At 61.5% G+C, this 16,571-nt stretch carries 18 protein-coding genes; 9 read left to right on the forward strand and 9 right to left on the reverse strand.

Annotated elements, in window-relative coordinates; genetic code table 11:
- The first annotated feature begins 209 nt into the window (after window positions 1–209).
- Window positions 210–2,498 (forward strand): 5-methyltetrahydropteroyltriglutamate--homocysteine S-methyltransferase, encoded by a 2,289-nt coding sequence (gene metE, locus P3S72_RS14145; RefSeq protein ID WP_276197809.1) that lies wholly within the window; start codon window positions 210–212, stop codon window positions 2,496–2,498.
- A gap of 131 nt (window positions 2,499–2,629) precedes the next feature.
- Window positions 2,630–3,262: a glutathione transferase gene (yfcF, locus tag P3S72_RS14150; protein WP_276197810.1), complete on the forward strand. Its 633-nt coding sequence runs from the start codon at window positions 2,630–2,632 to the stop codon at window positions 3,260–3,262.
- On the opposite strand, the gene P3S72_RS14155 is transcribed toward yfcF, so the two are convergent.
- Window positions 3,237–3,503 carry a hypothetical protein gene (locus P3S72_RS14155; RefSeq protein WP_247403901.1) on the reverse strand — a complete coding sequence of 89 codons (267 nt, stop codon included), beginning with the start codon at window positions 3,501–3,503 and terminating at the stop codon, window positions 3,237–3,239. The genes yfcF and P3S72_RS14155 overlap by 26 nt on opposite strands.
- A 132-nt stretch (window positions 3,504–3,635) precedes the next feature.
- Here P3S72_RS14155 and P3S72_RS14160 point away from each other — a divergent pair, with 132 nt between their 5' ends.
- On the forward strand, window positions 3,636–4,280 hold the full coding sequence (locus P3S72_RS14160) for an ATPase (RefSeq protein WP_276197811.1): 645 nt from the start codon (window positions 3,636–3,638) through the stop codon (window positions 4,278–4,280).
- Window positions 4,281–4,314: 34 nt separating this feature from the next.
- Window positions 4,315–4,656, forward strand: a complete 342-nt coding sequence (locus tag P3S72_RS14165; protein ID WP_276197812.1) for a hypothetical protein — start codon at window positions 4,315–4,317, stop codon at window positions 4,654–4,656.
- Window positions 4,657–4,695: 39 nt separating this feature from the next.
- Here P3S72_RS14165 and P3S72_RS14170 read toward each other — a convergent pair whose 3' ends face one another.
- Together P3S72_RS14170 and P3S72_RS14175 are read right to left on the reverse strand one after the other, a co-directional pair.
- Complete coding sequence (locus P3S72_RS14170; RefSeq protein ID WP_276197813.1) at window positions 4,696–5,442, reverse strand: creatininase family protein; 747 nt, start codon at window positions 5,440–5,442, stop codon at window positions 4,696–4,698.
- Window positions 5,443–5,472: 30 nt separating this feature from the next.
- Window positions 5,473–6,186, reverse strand: a complete 714-nt coding sequence (locus P3S72_RS14175; protein WP_276197814.1) for a murein L,D-transpeptidase catalytic domain family protein — start codon at window positions 6,184–6,186, stop codon at window positions 5,473–5,475.
- 39 nt (window positions 6,187–6,225) lie between these two features.
- Here P3S72_RS14175 and P3S72_RS14180 point away from each other — a divergent pair, with 39 nt between their 5' ends.
- From P3S72_RS14180 to P3S72_RS14190, 3 genes are all read left to right on the forward strand, one after another.
- Window positions 6,226–7,812, forward strand: a complete 1,587-nt coding sequence (locus P3S72_RS14180; RefSeq protein WP_276197815.1) for a L,D-transpeptidase family protein — start codon at window positions 6,226–6,228, stop codon at window positions 7,810–7,812.
- 25 nt (window positions 7,813–7,837) lie between these two features.
- Window positions 7,838–8,641 (forward strand): diaminopimelate epimerase, encoded by an 804-nt coding sequence (gene dapF, locus P3S72_RS14185; protein ID WP_276197816.1) that lies wholly within the window; start codon window positions 7,838–7,840, stop codon window positions 8,639–8,641.
- Window positions 8,642–8,844: 203 nt separating this feature from the next.
- Window positions 8,845–9,348, forward strand: a complete 504-nt coding sequence (locus P3S72_RS14190) for an AAA family ATPase (RefSeq protein WP_276197817.1) — start codon at window positions 8,845–8,847, stop codon at window positions 9,346–9,348.
- Between the two features lie 44 nt (window positions 9,349–9,392).
- Here P3S72_RS14190 and P3S72_RS14195 read toward each other — a convergent pair whose 3' ends face one another.
- Window positions 9,393–9,887, reverse strand: a complete 495-nt coding sequence (locus tag P3S72_RS14195; protein WP_276197818.1) for a DUF1543 domain-containing protein — start codon at window positions 9,885–9,887, stop codon at window positions 9,393–9,395.
- Between the two features lie 106 nt (window positions 9,888–9,993).
- On the opposite strand from P3S72_RS14195, the gene P3S72_RS14200 reads away from it, so the two are divergent.
- On the forward strand, window positions 9,994–10,815 hold the full coding sequence (locus tag P3S72_RS14200; protein ID WP_276197819.1) for an aldo/keto reductase: 822 nt from the start codon (window positions 9,994–9,996) through the stop codon (window positions 10,813–10,815).
- Window positions 10,816–10,859: 44 nt separating this feature from the next.
- On the opposite strand, the gene P3S72_RS14205 is transcribed toward P3S72_RS14200, so the two are convergent.
- From P3S72_RS14205 to P3S72_RS14225, 5 genes are all read right to left on the reverse strand, one after another.
- The gene (locus P3S72_RS14205) at window positions 10,860–11,189 is read right to left on the reverse strand and encodes a DUF6388 family protein (protein ID WP_276197820.1); all 330 of its coding nucleotides are present in this window, start codon (window positions 11,187–11,189) and stop codon (window positions 10,860–10,862) included.
- A 21-nt stretch (window positions 11,190–11,210) separates the two neighbouring features.
- On the reverse strand, window positions 11,211–11,477 hold the full coding sequence (locus P3S72_RS14210) for a hypothetical protein (RefSeq protein WP_276197821.1): 267 nt from the start codon (window positions 11,475–11,477) through the stop codon (window positions 11,211–11,213).
- Window positions 11,478–11,810: 333 nt separating this feature from the next.
- Entirely contained in the window at window positions 11,811–12,665 is an 855-nt protein-coding gene (locus P3S72_RS14215) for a metal-dependent hydrolase (protein WP_276197822.1), read from the reverse strand.
- A gap of 14 nt (window positions 12,666–12,679) precedes the next feature.
- Window positions 12,680–13,570: an SDR family NAD(P)-dependent oxidoreductase gene (locus tag P3S72_RS14220; protein ID WP_276197823.1), complete on the reverse strand. Its 891-nt coding sequence runs from the start codon at window positions 13,568–13,570 to the stop codon at window positions 12,680–12,682.
- A complete protein-coding gene (locus P3S72_RS14225) occupies window positions 13,567–15,105 on the reverse strand; it encodes an NAD(P)/FAD-dependent oxidoreductase (protein ID WP_276197824.1) in 1,539 nt (512 codons plus the stop codon). Before P3S72_RS14225 ends, P3S72_RS14220 begins: the two co-directional genes overlap by 4 nt.
- Window positions 15,106–15,371: 266 nt before the next feature.
- Between P3S72_RS14225 and P3S72_RS14230 the strand changes: the two genes are divergently transcribed.
- Window positions 15,372–16,370, forward strand: a complete 999-nt coding sequence (locus P3S72_RS14230; RefSeq protein ID WP_276197825.1) for an alpha/beta hydrolase — start codon at window positions 15,372–15,374, stop codon at window positions 16,368–16,370.
- The last annotated feature ends 201 nt before the right edge of the window (window positions 16,371–16,571 follow it).

Genomic DNA, 16,571 nt, shown 5'->3' on the forward strand with positions numbered 1-16,571 from the left:
CGAATCCGAGCCCCTGTAGGCGCGAGCAAGCTCGCCCCTGCAGGGGCTCGCCCGCGTGACGAAATCGGTGACGCGGGTCGGCAGCGAGCGCGTCATACCTCTATTAACATGAGTGAATCTTGTGATCATCAGGAATAAAATGAGTTTGTCTCACTATGCGAGTCTGCCGACAATGGCCGCCATCACTATCGGTATTGGAGTTGTAAGTCATGGCAGTCGCTCATTCCCTCGGATTTCCACGCATTGGACGCGATCGTGAACTGAAAAAAGCGCAGGAAGCGTTTTGGAAGGGCGAACTCGACGAAGCCGGCCTGCACGCCGTTGGCCGTGACTTGCGCAAGGCGCATTGGGCGCTGCAAAAACAGGCCGGCATCGACCTGTTGCCCGTCGGTGATTTTGCCTGGTACGACCAGGTACTCACCCATTCGCTGATGTTCGGGGTGATCCCTGAGCGCTTCCGCCCGGCTGATGGCAAAGCTACCTTGCAGACCTTGTTCGGCATGGCGCGGGGCATCAGTGACCCTTGCTGCGGCGGGGCGCACGCTCAGGAAATGACCAAATGGTTCGACACCAATTACCACTACCTGGTGCCTGAATTCAGCGTCGACCAGCACTTCCACCTCGGTTGGGATCAGCTCTTCGACGAGGTCAAGGAGGCGCGTGACCTGGGCCACACCGTCAAGCCCGTGGTGATCGGCCCGCTGACGTACCTGTGGCTGGGCAAGGCCAAGGGCGGCGATTTCGACAAGCTCGACCTGCTCGAACGCCTGCTGCCGCTGTACGGCCAGATCTTCCAGCGCCTGGCGGACCTGGGCGTGGAGTGGGTGCAGATCGACGAACCGATTCTCGTACTCGACCTGCCGCAGGCGTGGAAAAACGCCTTCGAACGCGCCTACAACCTGATCCAGCGCGACCCGCTGAAAAAGCTGGTCGCGACTTACTTCGGTGGCCTTGAAGAAAACCTCGGCCTGGCCGCCAACCTGCCGGTGGATGGCCTGCACATTGACCTGGTGCGCGCACCGGAGCAGTACCCAATCATTCTTGACCGCCTGCCGGCCTACAAAGTCTTGTCCCTGGGCGTGGTCAACGGCCGTAACGTCTGGCGTTGCGATCTGGAACACGCCCTCGGCACCCTGCAGCACGCCCATGAGAAGCTGGGCGATCGGCTGTGGGTGGCGCCGTCCTGCTCGTTGCTGCACAGCCCGGTCGACCTGGGCCGTGAAGACCAGCTCGATAGCGAGTTGAAAAGCTGGCTGGCGTTCGCGGTCCAGAAGTGCGCCGAAGTGGCCGTGCTGGCCCAGGCCGTCAACCAGCCCGAAGCGCCAAACGTGCTCGCCGCCCTGGCTGAAAGCCGTGCCGTGCAGGCGGCCCGTGCGGCATCGCCACGCATTCACAAACCGGCAGTGCAAGCCCGCGTGGCGGCGATCACCGCCCAGGACATCCAGCGCCAGTCGCTGTTTGCGCAGCGTATTGAGACACAACGTGCTGGCCTCAAGTTGCCGCCGTTCCCGACCACCACCATCGGTTCGTTCCCACAAACCGCGTCGATCCGCCTGGCGCGTCAGTCCTACAAACAAGGCAAGTTGAGCGAAGCCGAATACGTCGAGGCGATGCACAGCGAGATTCGTCACGCCGTTGAAGTGCAGGAAAACCTCGGCCTGGACGTGCTGGTGCATGGTGAAGCCGAGCGCAATGACATGGTCGAATACTTTGCCGAGCAATTGGACGGCTACGCGTTCACCCGCTTTGGCTGGGTGCAGAGCTACGGTTCACGCTGTGTGAAACCAGCGGTGATTTTCGGCGACCTGAGCCGCCCGCAGGCGATGACTGTGGATTGGATACGCTACGCCCAAGGCCTGACCCGCAAGGTGATGAAGGGCATGTTGACCGGCCCGGTGACCATGCTGATGTGGTCCTTCCCGCGTGAAGACGTGAGCCGCGAAATTCAGGCGCGTCAACTCGCCCTGGCAATCCGTGACGAAGTGGTCGACCTGGAAGCCGCCGGCATCCAGATCGTACAGATCGATGAAGCTGCGTTCCGTGAAGGCTTGCCGTTGCGCCAGGCGCAATGGCAGCACTATCTGGACTGGGCCACCGAAGCATTCCGCCTGTGCGCTTGCGGCGTGCGTGACGAAACCCAGATCCATACGCACATGTGCTACAGCGAGTTCAACGATGTGATCGAGTCCATCGCGGCGATGGATGCCGACGTGATCACCCTCGAGACCTCGCGCTCGGACATGGAGTTGCTGGACGCGTTCGAAGCCTTTGCTTACCCGAACGACATCGGCCCGGGCGTCTACGACATCCACTCGCCACGGGTGCCGGACGCGTCGGAAATGGCCAACCTGCTGCGCAAGGCCGCCAAGCGGATTCCGGCAGAGCGTTTGTGGGTGAACCCGGACTGCGGCTTGAAAACGCGTGGCTGGCCGGAGACTGAAGCGGCGTTGATCCATATGGTGACGGCAGCGCGTCAACTGCGCGCGGAGCTGGCCTAACACGGTCTGGACATGTGGAGAGGGGCTTGCTCCCTTCCACTATTCCGCCCAGGAATGCCCGTATAAAAACTGCGCATTGTCTTTATCGCCGCCGATCTCGTAGCGTGGGCTTTCACTCAAGGAGATCCATCATGAACCAAGCCGCGCTGCGCCTTTACGTTGATTCGCTGTTCGCCAGCCCCTATGCGATGTCGGTTTTCGTCACCCTGCGCGAAAAAGGTCTGGCGTTCGATACCGTGGTCCTTGACTTGGACGCCGCGCAACACCAGACGCACGACTTTGCCCAGCTGTCCGTGACCCAGCGTGTGCCGACGTTGGTGGACGGGGACTTCGCCCTGTCAGAGTCCTCGGCGATCAGCGAATACCTGGACGAGGCCTACCCCGAAACGGCGGTGTACCCGGCCGATCCAAAGCAGCGGGCGAGGGCGCGGCAGGTCCAGGCGTGGTTGCGCAGCGATTTGCTGCCGATTCGTCAGGAGCGTTCGACGTTGGTGGTGTTTTATGGGCAGCAGATGCCGCCGTTGTCGCCGCTGGCCGAGGCCGCCGCACACCGCCTGGTCAGTGCGGCGCAGGTGCTGTTGGCGGGTAATCCGGCGTACTTGTTCGGCGAGTGGTCGATTGCCGATTTGGACCTGGCGGTGATGCTTAACCGCCTGATCCTCAACGGCGACAGCGTACCGGCCGAGTTGGTGGACTACGCGCAACGCCAATGGCAGCGGCCATCGGTGCAGGAATGGGTCAATCTGCCAAGGCCCGCGCTTTAGGCCATTCCTGCGCTACGCGCCGGTCCAGCTCTTCCCAATCGGCCATGCCCAGCACGCGAGTGGTGTTCAACCCCCGCAGGTAGCCCAGCAATTGCTGGGCGCTGGCTTGGGCATCGTCCGAGTCGGCCGTCGGGTCTTGCAAGACACGTTCATAGTCGACCAGGTAATCGGCGACCCGCTCGCGGTACTCCGGCAATACGGCTTCGCGGATGCGGTCGAAGGTTTTCTGGTGGGGTTTCATCGCGTGGTCCTTATAGATTTTATGTAAGCACTATTGGTTCAGATAATAGTCATCATCGAGAATTGCAAGTTCTGTTTTTTCAGGAAAAGCGGAAAATCGCCCTATCGAGACGCAGTTCAAGGAAATCGCGCGATGAGGACGTTTATTCAACTGGCTTTAATGACCCTGATGATGAGCACTGCGGTCATGATCAACCCGGCAATCGCCGATGAACTGCGTACAGGCCATTTGCTGTCACTCGGCGGTAGCGTAGACTCGCTGCGGCACGAGCAGTCAGTGGGGGTGCTGTACAGCGAAAACACGGTCGACAACCTCAGCTACCTTGAACGCTACCACGACACGGCCTTGAATGGCGCCAGGGATGCCCTCGATGGGCGCATCCGCGAGGCGTTCGTCAACAGCTCCGACCCGGAGTTGGCCATCGACTGGTTGATGAGTTCGTTGCAAGGCACGTTTTTGTCGGTGACCGTTTACGACACGCTGGATGCGCTTGTGCAGGCTCACCCCGATGTGGTGGTGATGCTCGACACCCATAACCAACTGTTGACCCCGCGTAACGATCAGGTCGAAGCGCATTTTATCGCGCGCTTCTATGACGCGAACCTGCAGTACATCGCCAAGGCCGAAGGCTCGGTGCATAAGCAAGTGCCATCGGTGTGGGCCCGTGACAAGGCCGCCCCGGAGATTGCCGCGCAGATCGAGCAGCAGCGTGATGTCCAGCTCGATGCCTTGAAACAATTTGATGTGTCGCTCAAGGCGTTAGTCCGAGCGGGTTGATGTGAACTTTTCCTTTTATACAGTCAGGATTTTTATGCGCTCTTTTTTCGCCCCGGCCCTGGCCTTTGCTTCCTTGTTAATGGCCGGTTGTGTGTCTTCTCCGAATGCTCCGACATTGACCCTGCAAACCGCCAAAACCCCCGAAGGTTATGTGCAATGCGTGTTGCCCAAGCTTGAAAAACACAACATCACCTCAACCGTGACGCAGAACTCGCGCCACGCCAAGGTAGTGTTGACCAGCAAGATTGCCGCCGATGATGTGCTGGAGGCCTACAAGTCCCAGGACGGCACCAAGGTGTTCCTGTATGAGCGCAAGCCGCTTGCGTCGACCATCACGCCGTCGCGCCTGGAGTTGACGGCGCAAGAGTGCAAGTAACCGCAGGCTACCGATAAACCCTGTAGGCGGGGCTATGGTTTAAGGTGTTGCTTCGTGACTGAAGCTGTCGACAACCTTGATCAGCCCTTGAGCCGCCAACGCCACCAACTCACCGCCTTTCTCCACGGTCGCCAGGGCCGGGTCCGAGCCCATGCGCCCGTCGGGGAACCGCGCGCGGAAGTCCAGCGCTTCACGGATCGGCCCGGTGTTGGCGATCTGCGGTGAATAATCGGCGGACTTGATCGACTCCGGATAAGCCCACTGTGTCACGGCGATCTCCGACGGCGTGGCATGGCTGCCGTGGCCGACCGGGAACTGTCGGTGAGCCAGCTCGTTGACGCCTTCCAGGTCCCACCAGTTCACCAGTTTCAGCGCAAACCCGGCCGGTTGGCGGGCGAAGCTGGCTTCGGCGTACAGCTCGGAAAACGCCGCTTCAATCGTAGCGATGTTGCCGCCATGGCCGTTGAGAAACAGGATCTTGTCGAAACCGTGCCCGGCCAGTGAACGGACCCAATCGCCAATTGCAGCAATAAAGGTGGATGGGCGCAGCGAAATGGTGCCGGGAAAGCCCAGGTGGTGCTGGGCCATGCCGATATTGAAGGTCGGGCCGATCAGGATGTCAGCGTGCTGTTGCGCTTCGTGGGCGATGATTTCCGGGCACATCCAGTCGGTGCCCAGCAGGCCGGTGGGGCCATGTTGTTCATTCGAACCGATGGGGATCACCACCGTGCGGCTGCGCTCCAGAAACTGGCCGATCTCGATCCAGGTGGACTTATGTAGAAGCATGCGAGGTTCTCTCTTCTCGGTGGGGTCAGGCTAACCGCCACGGATTGTACGACTACTCGCCACCTGTTGGGGTTTGCAGTTGAGGTAGGCCGAAGACTTCAACCAGCGCTGGTCCGGGTACCACGAGAACATGAACTGCCCATCCTTGAGTTTATCCACCACCTGGCGCGCCACCTGCGGACGTACCGCCGGGCAGCCCTGGCTGCGGCCGATACGGCCTTCGCGCTTGCTCCACAAGGGGCTGACATAGTCGGCGGCGTGAATCACCAGGGCCCGGTCACGCGCCTGATCATTGAAGCCTGGCTCCAGACCGTCCATGCGCAGTGAGTAGCCATGAGTGCCCAGGTAACTTTCCCGGGTACGGAACAGGCCCAGGCTGGACTGGTGGCTGCCTTCACGATTGGAGAACTGGGTGGCGAAGTTTTCCCCGGACTTGGCCCCGTGGGCCACCAGGTCGCGCAGCACCAGGGTCTTTTTGCGCAAATCGAAAATCCATAGCCGACGAGCGGTCGAAGGCTGAGAATAGTCAATCACGGCCAGGCGCTCGGATCGATCCTCGCCATTATTGACCGCGCATTGCACGGCGTTCAGCGCGCTTTTCAGTACAGCGGGATTGAGTTCTGGAGCCGAGCGCGCCAGGCTGCTATACAAAGAAACAGGGTTGCCGTCGGCGGCGAGCACAACGGTGCTCAGCGTAGCCACGGTCAAGGTCATCAGGCCGAGGCGGCACATAAAAGTCAGCATCTACAGTACATCCCCCCACTGTGGATTGGAGCAAAGCTATTGTTCAAAAAACACGCATGTTACTTGAGCATTTGCTTGCTCGTTGCACCGCTGGTCGCAACAGCCGACGAAGTGCTTATGGACGCGTTGCCAGTGATTCCGGCGAGCCCGGTGCAACAGGCCCTTGCGCAGTTGCCCAGCGTCTGCCCCGGCCTTGCCCCGCGTATCGACGCGGTGACATTGGCGCGCCTGCAGGCGTTCTATCAGCAGCAGGGCGATGTGCCGCTGTGGGCCGCCGCCGAACGCCGCCAGGCACTGCAAGCGCAGTTGCTGATGCTGGCCGACGACGGCCTGGACCCCACCCACTATAGCCTGCCCATCGCGGATGCCGCGGCCAACGTGCTGTGCAGCGATATCGGCACCAGCGAGCAGTACCTGCACGCCCTGCAGGATTTGCATTACGGGCGTCTGCAGCAATCGCGCTTCGAACCGCTGTGGCATTCCCAGCCGCCCAGCCGCGACCCGGATACCGAGGTGCTGGCCTTCGCCAGCACGGGCCTGCATGACATGGCGCAAGCCTTCGACCAGGCCCGCCCCACTGCGGATTTATACCGCAGCCTGCGTAACGTCTACTCCACGCTGCGCCAGCAGCCGTTGCCCCATTGGGACGCGGTCGCCAGCGGGCCGCTGTTGCGCCCCGGCATGGAAGACCCGCGCGTGCCGGAACTGGCGCGGCGTCTCTACCGTGGCGGCTACCTCGCCAGCGAACCCAAGGGCAACGGCAAGCAGTACCGAGACGAGCTGGTGCAGGCGGTCAAGGCCTTCCAGATCAGCCACTCGCTGCAATCCGACGGCGTGATCGGCGCCGGCACCGTGGCCGAACTGAATATCAGCCCGTTGATGCGCCGCGAACAGTTGCGTATCAACCTGGAGCGCTTCCGCTGGCTGAGCCAGGACCTGGAGCCCGAGGGCGTGCTGGTCAACGTCGCCGCCGCGCAACTGAGCGTCTATCAGAGTGGCATCCCGGTGTGGCAAACCCGCCTGCAGGTCGGCCGCGCCGAACGCCAGACGCCGCTGCTCAAATCGCGCATCACGCGGTTGACCCTCAACCCGACCTGGACCATCCCGCCCACCATCATGCGCGAGGACAAGCTCCCGGCTATCCGCCTCAACCCCGAATACCTGCGCCAGCAAAACCTCCAAGTGCTCGACCCCGAGGGCCGCCCGCTGGCCCCCGAACACATCGACTGGGCCCGCCCCGGCAACATCCTGCTGCGCCAGGAAGCCGGTCCGCGCAATCCGCTGGGCAAGATCGTCATGCGGTTCCCCAACCCGTACTCGGTGTACCTGCACGACACCCCCAGCCAACCGCTGTTCACCAAAGGCCCGCGCGCGTTCAGCTCGGGTTGCGTGCGGGTTGAACAACCCTTGCTGCTGCGCGACCTGCTGGTGACCCCGGCAGAACGCACTCGCACCGATGAATTGCTGGCCACCGGCGTGACCCATGAATTCCGCCTGGCCACGCCGGTGCCGGTGTTGCTCGGCTACTGGACCGTGGAAGTGGATCGCCAGGGTGGGTTGGTGTATGCGCCGGATATTTATGGGCGCGACCTGGTGTTGATGAAGGCGATGGGGAGCGTGCTCTGATTTGTCACAGTCCACAGCACACCCCATGACGCTGTCTTTCGTGAAGATGCACGCGCATGGCGACGATTTCATCATCATCGATCGCCGTGGTCTGGATGATCCGATCACCGCGCAGGTCGCTCGCCGCCTCGGTAATCGTCACACCGGCATCGGCTTCAACCAGTTGGCGGTGGTGCTCGATTGTGCAGACGCCGCCGCGCGGATCAAATTCTGGAACCCCAATGGCACGCCGCTGCAAACCTGCGGCAGCGCCACGCGCGGTGTGGCCGACCGGCTGATGCACGAAGCCGGCACCGATTCCATCGTGCTGCGTACTGACCGAGGTTTACTGACGTGTGTGCGTGAGTCGGGGCGGCGGGTGTCGGTGAATATGGGCGCGCCATCGCTGGGCTGGGAAACAGTGCCGCTGGCCGAGTCGATGGACACCCTGTGGTTGCCACTCGAAGGCAACCCGGCGGCGTGCAGCATGGGCAACCCCCATTGCACCGTCTTTGTCGCGGACCTGGCCGCCGTCGACGTGGAAACCCTGGGTCCGGCACTGGAAGCTCACGCGCTGTTTCCCGCCAGGACCAATGTGCATTTTGTCCAGGTTGTTGATCGCGGGCATATTCGCTTGCGTATCTGGGAGCGCGGGGGCGGGGTGCCGCTGGGGTCCGGCTCGTGCTGCTGTGGTGCCGTGGTGAATGGAGTTCGACGCGGCCTGCTTGACGATAGCGTTGAGGTGCAATGTGACGGCGGCACGGTCACCGTGCAGTGGGACGGGCAGGGCGGCGTGGTGTTGACCGGGAGCGTGGAACCGATCATGCACGGCATCGCCATGCGTCTATAGGATAAAGTTGGGCCTTGCGATGAATCCTCAGGTAACCCCTATCATAGGGCGGTTGCGACACTCTGCTGTGTTTGTGCTGGCGGGCGCGGTGGGGCTGTGCCGGGCCCTGTGCATGAGGGGCACTTTATCCTATGGGGGCGCGTCAGTAGGCGTCGGCAGAATACTCTGAACCTGGCCTCTCTGACTTATCGAAGGATCGACCCATGCTTATCGTCTTCAGCGGCCTGCCTGGCTGCGGAAAAACCACGATCGCCAGCGAACTTGCGCGCCAGAGCGGTGGCGTTTACCTGCGAATAGACGTGATTGAGCAGGCACTGCGCGATGCTCGGGCATTCGCGGGCGACGTGGGCGCTAGCGGCTATGGCGTGGCGAATGCGCTGGCGTTGAGTAATGTGCGCTTGGGTCATACGGTGATTGCCGACTGCGTGAACCCGGTCAGACACAGCCGGCAGGCCTGGACGGACGTGGCCGCCCAAGCGGGAGTGGCATTGCTCAACATTCAGGTGATTTGTTCTGATCGGCACAAACACCAATCCCGCGTGGAAGCCCGCGTTGGCGATATCGGCGGGCTGGTTCCGCCTAGCTGGCAATCCGTGTTAGCGCATGAGTTCGAGCCGTGGGATGAGGCGACTGTCACGGTCGACACAGCCTTCCTGAGCCCAGCCCAGGCCGTCGAGATCATTTTGAACAACATCACTGCACTTTAGAGCATGCTCCCCATCCTATGAAATGAGCTATCCGGCCATGGCGCTTACGCCAGCACAATGTAGTCGTTTTGTTGGATCACCGGCCGGTGCTGGCCTTGAACGAGGTGAAGGTAACGGCCGTCCACCAGGTCGATGGGCAGGCAGTCGTCGATATCCAGCACGCCGTCGGTGTGGGCCTGTGACCAGTGGCTCAGCATTTGTTGCTTGCCTTTGCGCGTCGCTTCCTTCTTGTCGCGGGCAACCACTAGCAGGTAGTGGTGCGCTTCGCCAAAGCGGTTGGCTTCATAGCCGCCCAGGTTGATGAAGTACAGGTGGTGCGCGCCGGCCTGGGGCGCCAAGTGGCTGAGCTCGACTTTCCAGCCGTCGATGCCATCGACCGCCATCCACGAATCGATGTGCACGCCCTTGGGGCTGCCAAACCAGGCGTCGCGCAACTGTGGGTAGGTGGCGTCCAGCGTATCCGCCACGGCGAATACCACGTCATGGACTTCGATCCTGGCCCGTGGGTGCTTGCCCCCGAGCATTACGACAAACAGCATTGCAGGCCCTTCCCGGCGATTTGGCAAAGGGTAACCATACTTCGATTGAACCCTTTTGTCCGGTGAATGCCACACTGTTAACCCGCGAACGCATCAGGAGGTTGTCATGCGAACCATCGATCTGGCCGGTGTTCCGGTCCCTGTCATCGGCCAGGGCACCTGGCGCATGGGCGAAGACCCGGACCAGCGCCGCGCCGAAGTCGCGGCGTTGCAGTGTGGCATCGAGGAGGGCATGAGCCTGATCGATACCGCTGAAATGTACGGCGAAGGCGGCGCCGAAAGCGTGGTCGGCGAGGCCATTCGCGGCAAGCGCGAGCAGGTGTTCCTGGTGAGCAAGGTCTACCCCCACAACGCCAGTCGCACGGGCGTGCCCCGTGCGTGCGACGCCAGCCTGCAACGGCTGGGCACCGACTACATCGACCTGTACCTGCTGCACTGGCGCGGTCAGTACCCGCTGGAAGAAACCGTCGAAGCGTTCGAGCGTTTGCGCGAGGCCGGCAAGATCGGCCGCTGGGGTGTATCCAATTTCGACGTGGCAGACCTGCAGGAGCTCGCTTCACCGGCCTGCGCGACCAACCAGGTGCTCTACAACATTCAAGAACGCGGCATAGAGTTCGACTTGCTGCCGTGGTGGCAACAACATCACTTGCCGTTGATGGCTTACTGTCCGATCGCGCAAGGCGGCGAGTTGCTGTCCAGCCCCACCCTCAAGCAGATCGCCCACCGGCATCAGGCGACGGCCGCGCAGGTCGCGCTGGCCTGGGTGTTGCGCCAGGACGGGGTGATTGCCATCCCCAAGGCTGTTACGCCGGAGCATGTGCGGCTTAACGCTGCGGCCGCTCAATTGGTGCTGGACGAGCACGATCTCGACGCCATCGAGCGGGTGTTCGGGGCGCCCAAGCGCAAGCATACGTTGGCGATGGTGTGACGTGATAAAACCCGCGTGGCACTGCGGGTTCATGGCACGCGGTGTCAGCCGCTTACGCCATGCAACTCGCAGTAGGCGTCCCAGCTCATCCCCGCCATCTGCGCCACTTCCTTATGCACTTCAAGGCGTTGCGCTTCGAATGCCTGGGCGGATTCGGCCGTCAGCTTGAGGGTCAGCTCCCAGGCAAACAGCCCCTGGCGCTCGGCTTCGGCTTCGAACGCTTCATGCAGGCGTTCGGCGCGGTATTGCGCCAGGGTTTCGCCTTTGGCCTGGGCGGCCAGTGGGTTCAGGGTGTCCAGTTGGGTGAGTACATCCGGGTGCTCAAGCAGGAATCTGTCCAGCGCGCGTTGATGGGTATCGCCGGGTTGGGACAAGGGTTTACTCCTAGAAAAATGTCAGGCACCCGTGCCGGTGTCCTGGCGAGCCTGTCTACGCCGGGCGCGTTTGTGCAGGCGGCGGTTTATCCTGGTTCGAATGGGGTCAAGGACGAAGAGCAACAGGTACGCCGTCAGCACCAGCGTCAGGTCCATCCAGGTTTCGCTGATGGGCCCTGAAAACACTTCCACGAGCGCCTTGATCAGATAGAGCAGGGCAATCCCACATAACCACAGTACGGCGTTAAACATCAGTGGGTGAATAGTATTCGACCGCTTGTGTTGCATCTCGAACCTACCTCCTTGCGGCTTGCGACTTCAGCCTGTTCCCTGGTTGGAGCATCAGGGAATTCTGAAAAGTTGCTGATTTTACATCTTGAAGCTGGCTTAGGGATTGATTCTTGTCAGAAAGTTCCATTGCTCAATAGCGAACACGTCAGTGATCGTGCTGAGTAACCCGCAAACGCGGGTGTGCGAGCGCAAAACTGGCCAAGGCGGCCAGACGCTCGGTGAAGTGCAATTTGAACAGTGTTCGCGCCATCTTGAGCACCCTCGGTGATAGGGCGACCGTGGTGCTGCAAGTGGCGCTGCGGGGCGATCAGTTGCCAGGTTTTGTACGCACTAAGCCTCGGCTTGGGCTGACCGGTATTCGCGCTGGGTCTGCTCGATCTCTTCGACCAAGCCATCGATCCTCGCCAGGCGCGCACGGTTGTCGTGGTCCCACGGATGAAAGCCCGGTTTGAAGTAGTGCAGCCACGGCCGAAACATCCGCGGGAACACGCCCTTGGGCCCATACAAAAACTTCAGCATGCGCCAGAACCCTTGGAGGTGCCCGCCGGCCTGGCGGTCGGCAATCAACAGGCGCACGTGGAAATCAAACACCACCAGCCAGAAGAGCAGCGTCGTGGTCAGCATGGTCCCGGTGCGCAGCAGGTAGCGCAGGGGCCCCGGCTTGATCACGCGGTTCCACACATCGAACGCCACCGCCTTGTGCTCGGTTTCTTCGAGGGCGTGCCAGTACCACATCTGCTGGTAGCCCTTGAGCGAATCGCCGAAGCGCGAGGGGTCGCTCAGCAGGATTTCCGCGAGCATCGCGGTGTAATGTTCAAGGGCGATGGTCACCGCCAGGTTGAACGACGGCGGCAGGTGTTTTTTCTGCAGGTCGAGGAAGAATTTCAGGCGCCGATCCAGGCGATGTGCTGGTAGGCCTGCGGCGTGCAGCAAATCGTTGTAGGCCACGTGTTCGCGGCTGTGCATGGCCTCCTGGCCGATAAAACCCTGGATCTCTCGTGTCAGCGCCGGGTCATCGATGCGTTGGCGGTAGTGGCGCACGCTGTCCATGAAAAACAGCTCGCCCTGGGGAAACAGCAGCGACAGTGCATTGAAAAAATGCGTAATGAACGGGCCTTGTTCGTGCCAGTTCTTGATGCGTTCGGCCGGCAAGGCAAAACGGATATCGCGACGGATCGGCAGCATGGGCTTGCTCCTGTTCAGAGACGGGGTTCGTCGTTGGTTTCAAGCACCTGCTTGCGTTGCTTGGGGGCCATACGCTTGCTGGCGAACACCACCAGCGCTTGATAGGCCGCCGGCAGGCAGCGGGCGAGTAGGTCGAGGAAATACGCATCGCGGCCGATGAGTACGCGCCGTTTATTCTTGCGCACGCCCTGCAGGATCACCTTGGCGGCCTGGTCGGCGTCGGTGATGAACAGCTTTTCGAAATCGGCGCGGGCCTGCTGTTCGCTGTGGATCAGAAAGCCCGTCATGTTGGCGTCGATGCGGCTGCTGCGACAGATATCGGTACGGATACCGCCGGGGTGTACGCAGGTGGCCGAGACGCCGCAACGTTGCAGGTCCAATTCCTGGCGCAGGGCTTCGGTAAACCCGCGCACCGCAAACTTGGTGGCGTTGTAGCCGCTCATGCCGGGTTGGGCAAACAGTCCGAACACGCTGGAGGTGTTGATCACATGGCCCGCGCCGCTGGCTTTGAGATACGGCAGGAAGGCCTTGGTCCCATGCACCACGCCCCAGAAGTTGATGCCGACGATCCATTCCAGGTCGCTGTAGTCCACGCCTTCGACCGTGCTCGACAGCGCCACCCCGGCGTTGTTGAAGATCAGGTTGACCTTGCCGTGATCGGCGACGCAGCGCGCGGCCCAGGCCTCCATGGCTTGGCGGTCGGACACATCCAGCACTTGGGTGGTCACGAGCACCGGTGACAGCGTCGACGTCTTGATCAACGCCAAGGTCTGTTCCAGGCCTTGGCTGTTCTTGTCCGCCAGCGCCAGGTGGCAACCTTCGCGCGCCAGGGCCAAGGCCAACGCACGGCCCATGCCGGATGCCGCGCCAGTGATCGCCGCCACGCGGCCGTTGAAGGACTTCATGACAGGCTCCCTTCTGCGGTGGAATGTGGCGCAGCCGTTGCGCGGGGAGCCGCGTCAATCGGCGCCATGCTGGCGACATAATCCTTGAGCGCAAAATGCCGGGTGATTTGTTTGAAGCGCCAGGTCGAGCCCGGCCACAGGGTGGTGTTCTTGCCGGTGCGGGGGTCGAGGTACCAGCTCCGGCAGCCGCCGGTGTTCCAGATGGTGCGCGTGAGTGTGTCCTGCAGTTGGCGGTTGTAGGCCTGTTCCACCGCGGGTTTGACGTCTACCGTGGCGATGCGGTGGCGCTGCATCTGTTGCAGCGCGTCGAGGATGTAAGTGACCTGGGCTTCGATCATCAGGATCATCGAGTTGTGCCCCAGGCCGGTGTTGGGGCCGATGATCAGGAACAGGTTCGGGTAGCCCGGCACCGTGGTGCCTTTGTAGGCGTGGGCGCCGTCGTGCCAGGCGTCCATCAGGTCGACCCCGTGATGCCCGATGATGCAGTCGCGGGGCAGCGGGTCGGTGGCCTGGAAGCCGGTGCCGAAGATCAGGCAATCGGCTGGGTGCTTGAGGCCGTCGGCGGTGATCACGCCATCGGCTTCGATGCGCAGCACGCTGTCGGTCACCACCTGCACATTGTTGCGCGACAACGCCGGGTAATAGTCGTTGGAGATCAGCACGCGCTTGCAGCCGAGTGTGTAGTCCGGCGTCAGCGTCTTGCGCAGGGAAGGGTCGGCGACGTGTTTGTGCAAGTGGCGCAGGGCGACTTTCTGCACCATTTTCATTAGCCGTGGGTGCCGGGCAAAGCCCACCACTCGGCCTTCCAACGCCCAATAAAAGGCGCCGCGCACCAGCCGTTGGGTGAAGGGCAGGTGCTTGAACGCCCAGCGCTCAACACGCGAAATCGGCCGGTCGGGCTTGGGCATGATCCACGGCGGGGTGCGCTGGAATAGGTCGAGATGCGCCACCTGCGGCGCGATCTGCGGCACGAACTGAATGGCGCTGGCGCCGGTGCCGATCACCGCCACACGCTTGCCTTTCAATGAATACTCGTGGTCCCACTGCTGGGAGTGAAAGCGCGGGCCCTTGAAGCTGTCCAGCCCCGGGATATCCGGCAGCGCCGGGCGCGACAACCCGCCCATCCCCGACACCAGCACCCGCGCACTGACCTGGCGCCCCCCGCTGAAGCTCAGTTGCCAGCGTTGTTGCTGCTCATCAAACACCGCCCGTTGCAGGCCCATGCCGAAACGCAGATACGGCGCCAGCGCGAAACGTCGGGCGCATTGCTCCAGATAGGCGCGGATCTCCGCTTGCGGGGCGAATTGGCGTGTCCAGTCCGGGTTGGGCGCAAACGAAAACGAATAGACATGGGACTGCACATCGCAGGCGCACCCAGGGTAGTGGTTGTCGCGCCAGGTGCCGCCGAGTGTCTCGGCCTGCTCGGCGATAAAGAAGTCAGTAAACCCGGCTTCCTTGAGCTTGATCGCCATGCATAGGCCGGCAAAGCCTGAACCGATGATGGCGATGTCGATGGAATCACTGTGGGCATTCATAGGCTGTCCTGCGTGGGCATCGGATGTGCTCCTGTTTTTGTTTTGTCTTTTAGATAGAACACCATTGCAAAGAAAAATTGAATTACTTATTTTAAAAAAGATTTTAAATAATCTACCTGAAAATTTCGCCTACGCTAGTCCCTGGCTCCTCATGTGCGACGTGTCCGACGGTATGCACGAAGTTTAGGTCCAGGGTGTGGACGATGGCTGAGGCCCTGATCAATCCCGGTCGGGCGGTCGGCAGCAGGGAAGCAGAGGACCGAGCTATGGCTGTTGAATGGGTTATCGCTGCGGGTGTGCTGGTCGCAGCGAGCGTTTTGTTAGGGGGCTTCAGTGCCTGGATGACACGGCGCATTGAAGCGGCCGTTCCAGGCAACGGGCGCTTCGTCGAGGTCGATGGCGAGCGCTTTCATTATTACGACGAGGGCAAAGGCCCGGCGCTGGTGATGATTCACGGGCTGATGGGCAGCAGTCGCAACCTGACCTACGCCTTGTCCGGCCAGTTACGCCAGCATTTTCGCGTCATCAGCGTCGACCGACCGGGGTCGGGCTATTCCACCCGGCATCCGGGTACGGCGGCAGACCTGCCGGCCCAGGCCCGGCAAATCGCTGCCTTTATTCAGACGCTGGGCCTTGAAAAACCGCTGGTGCTGGGGCATTCCCTCGGCGGTGCGATTGCCCTGGCACTGGCCCTTGACCATCCCCACGCGGTCTCGGGGTTGATTTTGGTGGCACCGTTGACCCATCCCCAGCGCCTATTGCCGCTGGTGTTCCTGTCATTGGCGGTGCGCCCGGCGGGGTTGCGTCGCTGGCTGTCCCATACCCTGACCCTGCCTATCGGCCTGTTGACCAAAGGCTCGGTGGTCAAAGGCGTGTTCGCCCCCGATCCCGCTCCAGCGGACTTCGCCACCCGCGGCGGTGGGCTGCTCGGCATGCGCCCGGCCAACTTCTACGCGGCCTCCACCGAGATCACCCAGGTCAACGATCACCTGCCGGGCATGGTCAAGCGGTACCCGCAACTGACCCTGCCCATTGGCCTGATATACGGCGCAAAGGACAAGGTGCTGGACTTTCAAAAGCACGGCCAGGCCCTGGCGAGCCTGGTGCCCGGCGTCAAGCTGCAGTTGGTGGAGGGGCGCGGCCATATGCTGCCGATCACCGCCACGGAGCGCGTGGTGGCGGTGGTGGAACAGGTGGCTAAACGTGCCCGGCCGGTGCAAAACGCCACGGTGTTGCATCCTCCGTTCGCCCTGGCGAGCAAATAGTTGTGCCCTCCGACCTGCGGTTGAACGGCGTCAATGCCTGTCCTAGACACTTGACCCTGCGGCTGAAAAAGAGACTGCTCGGTCACGTCAATAAGGCCTTGAAAAACTAGTTGACGACCTAACGATTCCGCGTTATTTATTTAAAAAAATATTTCAATGTTTGTTTTGAAATGATTTTTGAAATGCCTAAGAGCGAATAAC

This window comes from Pseudomonas sp. D3, from assembly GCF_029320995.1.
Lineage (GTDB): Bacteria > Pseudomonadota > Gammaproteobacteria > Pseudomonadales > Pseudomonadaceae > Aquipseudomonas > Aquipseudomonas paraveronii.